This is a genomic window from Mammaliicoccus sp. B-M6, from assembly GCF_022386965.1.
GTDB lineage: Bacteria > Bacillota > Bacilli > Staphylococcales > Staphylococcaceae > Mammaliicoccus > Mammaliicoccus sciuri_A.
Map to the genome: position 1 here is coordinate 89,007 of NZ_JAJNHJ010000009.1, position 6,179 is coordinate 95,185.

5 protein-coding genes are annotated in these 6,179 nt (G+C 33.4%); 1 reads left to right on the forward strand and 4 read right to left on the reverse strand.

What is annotated here, in order from left to right; translation table 11 throughout:
• Nucleotides 1-133: 133 nt before the first annotated feature.
• Genes LQ693_RS05325 through LQ693_RS05340 form a run of 4 tightly spaced genes read right to left on the reverse strand, consistent with a single transcriptional unit; the run spans nucleotide 134 to nucleotide 5,265 of the window.
• Entirely contained in the window at nucleotides 134-1,252 is a 1,119-nt protein-coding gene (locus LQ693_RS05325) for a mannitol-1-phosphate 5-dehydrogenase (protein ID WP_119495557.1), read from the reverse strand.
• Nucleotides 1,252-1,686: a PTS mannitol transporter subunit IIA gene (locus LQ693_RS05330; protein WP_025905499.1), complete on the reverse strand. Its 435-nt coding sequence runs from the start codon at nucleotides 1,684-1,686 to the stop codon at nucleotides 1,252-1,254. Before LQ693_RS05330 ends, LQ693_RS05325 begins: the two co-directional genes overlap by 1 nt.
• A gap of 6 nt (nucleotides 1,687-1,692) precedes the next feature.
• Nucleotides 1,693-3,735, reverse strand: coding sequence for a BglG family transcription antiterminator (locus tag LQ693_RS05335; RefSeq protein WP_025905500.1), 2,043 nt, complete (start codon nucleotides 3,733-3,735; stop codon nucleotides 1,693-1,695).
• A 24-nt stretch (nucleotides 3,736-3,759) separates the two neighbouring features.
• Nucleotides 3,760-5,265, reverse strand: coding sequence for a PTS mannitol transporter subunit IIBC (locus tag LQ693_RS05340; protein ID WP_025905501.1), 1,506 nt, complete (start codon nucleotides 5,263-5,265; stop codon nucleotides 3,760-3,762).
• Nucleotides 5,266-5,632: 367 nt separating this feature from the next.
• On the opposite strand from LQ693_RS05340, the gene LQ693_RS05345 reads away from it, so the two are divergent.
• On the forward strand, nucleotides 5,633-6,179 hold a 547-nt coding region (locus LQ693_RS05345; RefSeq protein WP_239703100.1), incomplete at its 3' end, for a transposase.

The following is a 6,179-nucleotide window of genomic DNA, read 5'->3' on the forward strand; positions in this document are numbered from 1 at the left end:
ATTAAAGTGCATGGTTATTATTAATTCTATCAATAAAATAAATTGAAAATTACAAAATATGCCGATATTAAATGGGAATATTATAAAATCAACCATATAAAGAAGTCGTATTTAACATACGACTTCTTTATAATTATTTATTGATTGAAGTATATTGAATAATTACTTCTTCGATAATATCTGATTCTAATTCTGCATATTTACTTAAGAATTCAGCAACGCTATGTTCCTTGATATAGTCGTTTTTCTCAACTGTTTCTTTATCGTTTTCATCTTGATATTCTAATAAATAGCAAAGTGCTTTAACGAGTTCAGAATGTTTTTTATTCGTTTTAGATAATGCTACTAGCGGTTTAACGATACGATCGTTTGGTCCAATTTTACGTAATACGCCACGACCAACTCTTGTTACATCATCAGATAAATATGGGTTTTGGAAACGACCAATTATTTTTTCAACATAGTAAGATTGGTCTTCTTTCGTAAATTCATCGAAGTTAGAAACAAGATATTCACTTGTTTCTTTTAATACTTCACGTAAACCTACATTAATTTCTTCATCTTGAATCGCTTCAAGAATTGTGTTGTAACCTTTGTATTGACCAAAGTATGCTAAATAAGCATGACCTGTATTAACTGTTAATAATTTTCTTTCGATATAAGGTGTTAAATCATCAACATAGTGTACATCTTGTAATTGTGTACCTTGCCATTTTGAAGCTTCTACAACCCATTCAAAGAAAGGTTCAACTAATACGTCTAATGATCCTTCTTTTTGACCTTGAGGTACGATACGGTCAACTGCTGAGTTAGGGAAACTAATGTCATCAGATAAAGGACCTGTAATATCTAAAATGGCTTTTTTAAGTTGATCTGTTGCCATAATAGCATTTTCACAAGCAACGATATTTAACGGTTTACCAGCTTCACGCTCTTTTAAGAATGATGCAAATGATTTAGCGATAATAGGTAAGATATTTACACCAACAGCTGTCGTAATGACATCTGCTTCTAAAATCGCTTCTTTTAATTTGTCTGTTTCAGTAATGCTATTGATACCTTTAACACCTGAAACAGGTTCTTTAGTATTTTCTTCATTTGCGATAACAACTTGATAAGCTTTTTCTTCATTAATTTGATTAATAATTGTTTCGTTAACATCGACGAATGTTACTTCATAGCCATTATCATTTAATACTTTACCTATGAAGCCACGTCCGATGTTACCAGCACCAAAGTGAATGGCTTTCATTAAAGTTCAACCTCCTCAAAGATTGCAAGAATTTCATCTTTAGATTGTGCATTGATAACACGTTCAACATTTTCTTCTTCACTAAATACAATAGCGATTTGAGAAAGAATATCTAAATGCTCGCCATCTTTACCAGCGATACCAACGACTACTTTTGCTTCATTGCCGTCCCAATCTACGCCATCTGGAATGTGAAGTAATACAAGACCTGATTTTAATACTTCAGTTTTAGCTTCATCTGTACCGTGTGGGATAGCTAAGAAGTTACCCATATACGTTGTAACGATTTGTTCGCGTTCTTTCATTGCAGTAATATATTTGTCAGTTACAGCACCTTCTTCAACTAATGCTTGGCCAGCTTTTTCGATAGCTTCCTCTTGAGAATTTACTGAGAGATTCATAAAAATGTTTTCTGGATTAAATAATTTTGTCATGTTAATTCACTCCGTTTTCGTTAGTTTTTGTTTTAATTTATTTAAGAAAAATGATTTGAGTGTGTTCTCTATCTTTACCCTATCATTTAACAACTGATCAATATCATCCAAATGTTCTGTAATTAAGGATGACACTTCGCTCATAAGTTGTCCTTGTTCCGAATTTCTCGGAATAAACATACATACAAGCCAATTTACTTCTTGTTGTTCATTTTCAATCGTTTTTAGCATTAGTGGCTTTGTTAATTCCGTAATAATCAATTGTGGCTTTTTGATTGATTCATCAGAAAGATGGGGAATAGCAACTGGATAACCAGTTAATGCAAAGCCTTGTAAATTCATTCGGCTGTTAAGCTTTTCACTGAACGTATGTGTATTGTCAATCACACGATGCTTGGACAATGTTTGAATGAGATATCGTTCTAACTGTGTTACTTTTTTCTTTTCAACGATCATATTTTGAATCAGTGCCAAACTTTCTTCTATAAAAGTTACAGTGCGATCATAATCTTCATATGATAGTGGTTGTTCTTGATTTTGCGTATTTTGAGGATCATGGACAACAGATTGCTGTAATTTCAAAAAGTATTTCACATTTTCAGCGTCTTGCTTTGGTAATAAAGGATTCACTGTAATATGTGGGTACTTTGTGTCTACAGCTACAGTTGAAATCATGCCATCATACTTTGAAAAATCAATCGACTTCAAACTACTGACAGAAACTTCGGTAGTTTGCGTGATTTCAGAAAAATGCTGTTTTAAACGATTGGATAGAATACGGCTTGTACCAATTCCACTGCTACATACAACGAGAACATGTAATGAACGTCTTTGTTTTGCTTGTAACATGCCACCAAAGTGAAGTGCGATATAAGCAACTTCGCTTTTTGGAAAATGATAATTCATGAATACAATCTTTAAACCTGATGAAACAGCTTCAAATAACTCTTGATCATAGGTTTCTATCATTTCGGTAAGCGGATTGTAGGTTTCAATGTTTGCCTCAAGTCTATTAATCGCAGGTTCTAAATGTAAATTTAATCCTTTGAATAGGGCATCTTCATCTTTAAATGAAAATCCTTGATCTTTTACAAATTCTATAAGTTCGGTAACGCGCTGCTTATGAATATCATTGTTTTCATAAGTTGTTTCGTGGCGACGTCTTGCGCCTCTTAAATGCATTGTAATAAAAGCAATTTCAGAATGATTAAATGTCACATCATATATATCGCTTAATACATTGGTAAGTCTCTCTGATACTTTAAATTCATCCGTCGAAATCAATTCATTTAAAATATCATCCTCAATTTCTACATGTCCATCTTGCTTAATACGTTCAATTGCTAAAACGATATGAATCGTTAATGTGAGGTAACTTGCCTCAGTTAATGTATAAGGTAATGTACCGAGTTCATCCATTAACAAGCGTTCAACATTAAACAATCTATCTATATCAACAATACCTCGAAGATGTGTTTCGTTTAACGTATGATATACGAAATGATCTTCTACTACAGAGTACACGCTGTCACCATCTAATTTTTCTAACATGATTCTAGCAAGTAACTGCCTTTTGTTGACTTCTTCACCATTAAGAATCAAACCTTCGCCACGTCTTCGTTCTAATGAAAGTTCAAATGTGTGTAATTCAGGTTCCAATTGCTCAATGATTTTGTTAAGTGTATGTGTAGATGAACCAATTTCATTCGCAAGACTATATAATTTCACTGGATCTTTAGATTGAATAAGGTTGTATAGAATAATAACTTTTCGTTCTTCATCAGATAAATCAATTGTATTTTGTTCAGTCAATGATTGTACAAAATTGTCAATGTCTTCTGGTTCTCCTTCAATACGTAATCCTAATTTAGGAACTCTTGTCAGAGATAAGTGATATTTATTCAGTGTATCTTCAACGCTTTTCATCTCTCTATGAACAGTTCGAGAGGAAATACCAAGTGCTTGTGCAATATCATGAATTGTTAAAAAAGAGTGAAGACGCTCAGATAGTAATTTGAGAATACTCTTTTCCCGGTTACTGATCATCATCGTTCTTCACTCCTTTGTGTAAAATTATTTTTTCAGTTCGTTAATTAATTCTTCATATCTTGGTGAATTTAAGAAATTATCTACTGAAATATGAATGGCTTTAGGATTTTTCTTAATTGCTCTATCTGTTAATGTTTTTTGCGTAATGACAACATCAGCATCGTCTGGTAATTGGTTAATAGCTGTATTTGTAACTTCAATATCAGTTAACTCAGCTTTTTTGAATTTATTTCTTAACATACCAGCACCCATAGCACTTGAGCCCATACCAGCATCACAAGCAAAGATAACTTTTTTAACATTAGAGAAATCATGTGCATCAATATTTTCTGTGTCATATTGATCTAATAGTTCTTCAGATTCATCTTTTTCTTCTTCAGAAGCTTCACCTTTTTCTTGTTCTTTAGAACCAGTTAAAGCACCGCTAACAGAAGATTTTTTACCTTTACGAGCTTCCATATCAGCAGTAGCTGATTCAATGTCGCCTTCAGGGTCTTTAGTGAATTTTAAGATGATAGATGCAACTACAAATGAAACTAATGTTGCTAGGAAGATACCAAGTAACATAATTAAGTAACTACCTTTAGGTGTAATAGCTATATAAGCTAAGATTGAACCTGGAGATGCTGGTCCAGTAGTACCGAAGTCGAACATACTAAATGTTGCAACACCAGTCATACCACCTAAAATAACGGCAACTAATAATAAAGGACGCATTAAAACATATGGGAAGTAAATTTCATGAATACCACCTAAGAAGTGGATGATACCAGCACCATATGAAGTTGCTTTTGCAGTACCTTTACCGAATACCATATAAGCTAATAGAATACCAAAACCTGGTCCAGGATTTGATTCTAAAGTATAAAGAATAGATTTACCAGCATGAGCTACTTGTTCAGATGCAAGAGGTGTTAAGACACCGTGGTTAATTGCATTGTTCAAGAATACTGTTTTAGCTGGTTCAATAATAATACTTACTAATGGTAATAAGTGATGAGAAACTAAGAAGTCAACACCCATACCTAAGACTTTCATAAGTCCTTCAACTAATGGCGCTAATCCTTTGAAACCAACAATCGCCATGATGAAAGCTAGAATACCAGCTGAGAAGTTATTGAATAACATTTCAAAGCCTTGAGGTGTTCTAGGAACTAAGAATTGGTCAACTTTTTTCATTAACCAACCAAGTAATGGACCCATAATCATTGCACCGATTAACATCGGCGTATCTGGGAATGCCGCGATAACACCCATAGTAGCTGTCGCACCAACGACACCACCACGTAAACCGTGAACTAAACGACCACCACTAAATGCAATAAGTAATGGAATTAAATATTTAATCATTGGATCAACCATTGAAGAAAGTTCTTCGTTAGGTAGCCAACCATCTTTGATAAACAGTGCTGTAATTAGCCCCCAAGCAATAAAAGCACCAATGTTTGGCATAATCATACTACTTAAAAATGAACCAAAAGCTTGAACCTTAGGACCAATGCCTTTTTTCTTTTCAGCTTGTTCTGCCATATTGAACACACCTTCCCTTATATAAAAAGTATTTTGTAACTTAATCATACGAAGATGTATGTACATATACAATGATTAGTAAATGCAACTTTGTCACATCCATTTTGACATGCGTGTCATAAACATTTATTTTGGGGGATTCAAATAGCTTATACACACTTGTAATGTAATTATACACTTTTGAAGAGGCGCTTCATACTGTTATGGAATATAAAATAGGAAATAAAGTTGAAATAGAAGAAGATGGAGGAAGAGGAGGAGGTTTCTGGGAATATGTCCATATAATTGTGTAATAAAAAAAGAGCCATATATAGCTCACTTTAGTACAATGTAATCGACTAAGAAAAAATTGTAGAGGTGACTATATATGACTCAATTAAATGTTAACTTAGATTATGAAGAATTGGCAAGTGCTATTTTTGGAAGTGATATGAATGCATCTATGAAAACAATAGCTATGACTGTCATAAATGCATACATGGAAATGGAAAGAGATAAGTATGTTAATGCTGGATATAAACAAAAGAATTCAGGAAGAAACGCACAACGTAATGGTTATTATGAGCGTGACTTCCTGATGCCTATTGGCAATCTGACATTAAAAGTTCCAAGAACACGTGACGGTGAATTTACAACTGAAGTATTCAATCAATATTCACGTTCTGACCAATCCCTTATTTTAGCGATGACAGAAGCATATATTAATGGTGTTTCAACTAGAAATGTTAATAAAATTGTGGAATCCCTAACGGGAAAATCTGTGTCTAAATCCACTGTTTCAAGCGTAATAAAAAACCTGGATCCTGAAATCAAAGAATGGGCGGGTAGACCTATTGTTAGTCATCAGTATAAGTATGTATTTGTTGATGCTATGCACATTAAGGTAAGAGAGAATAATAAAATTGTTTCTAAAG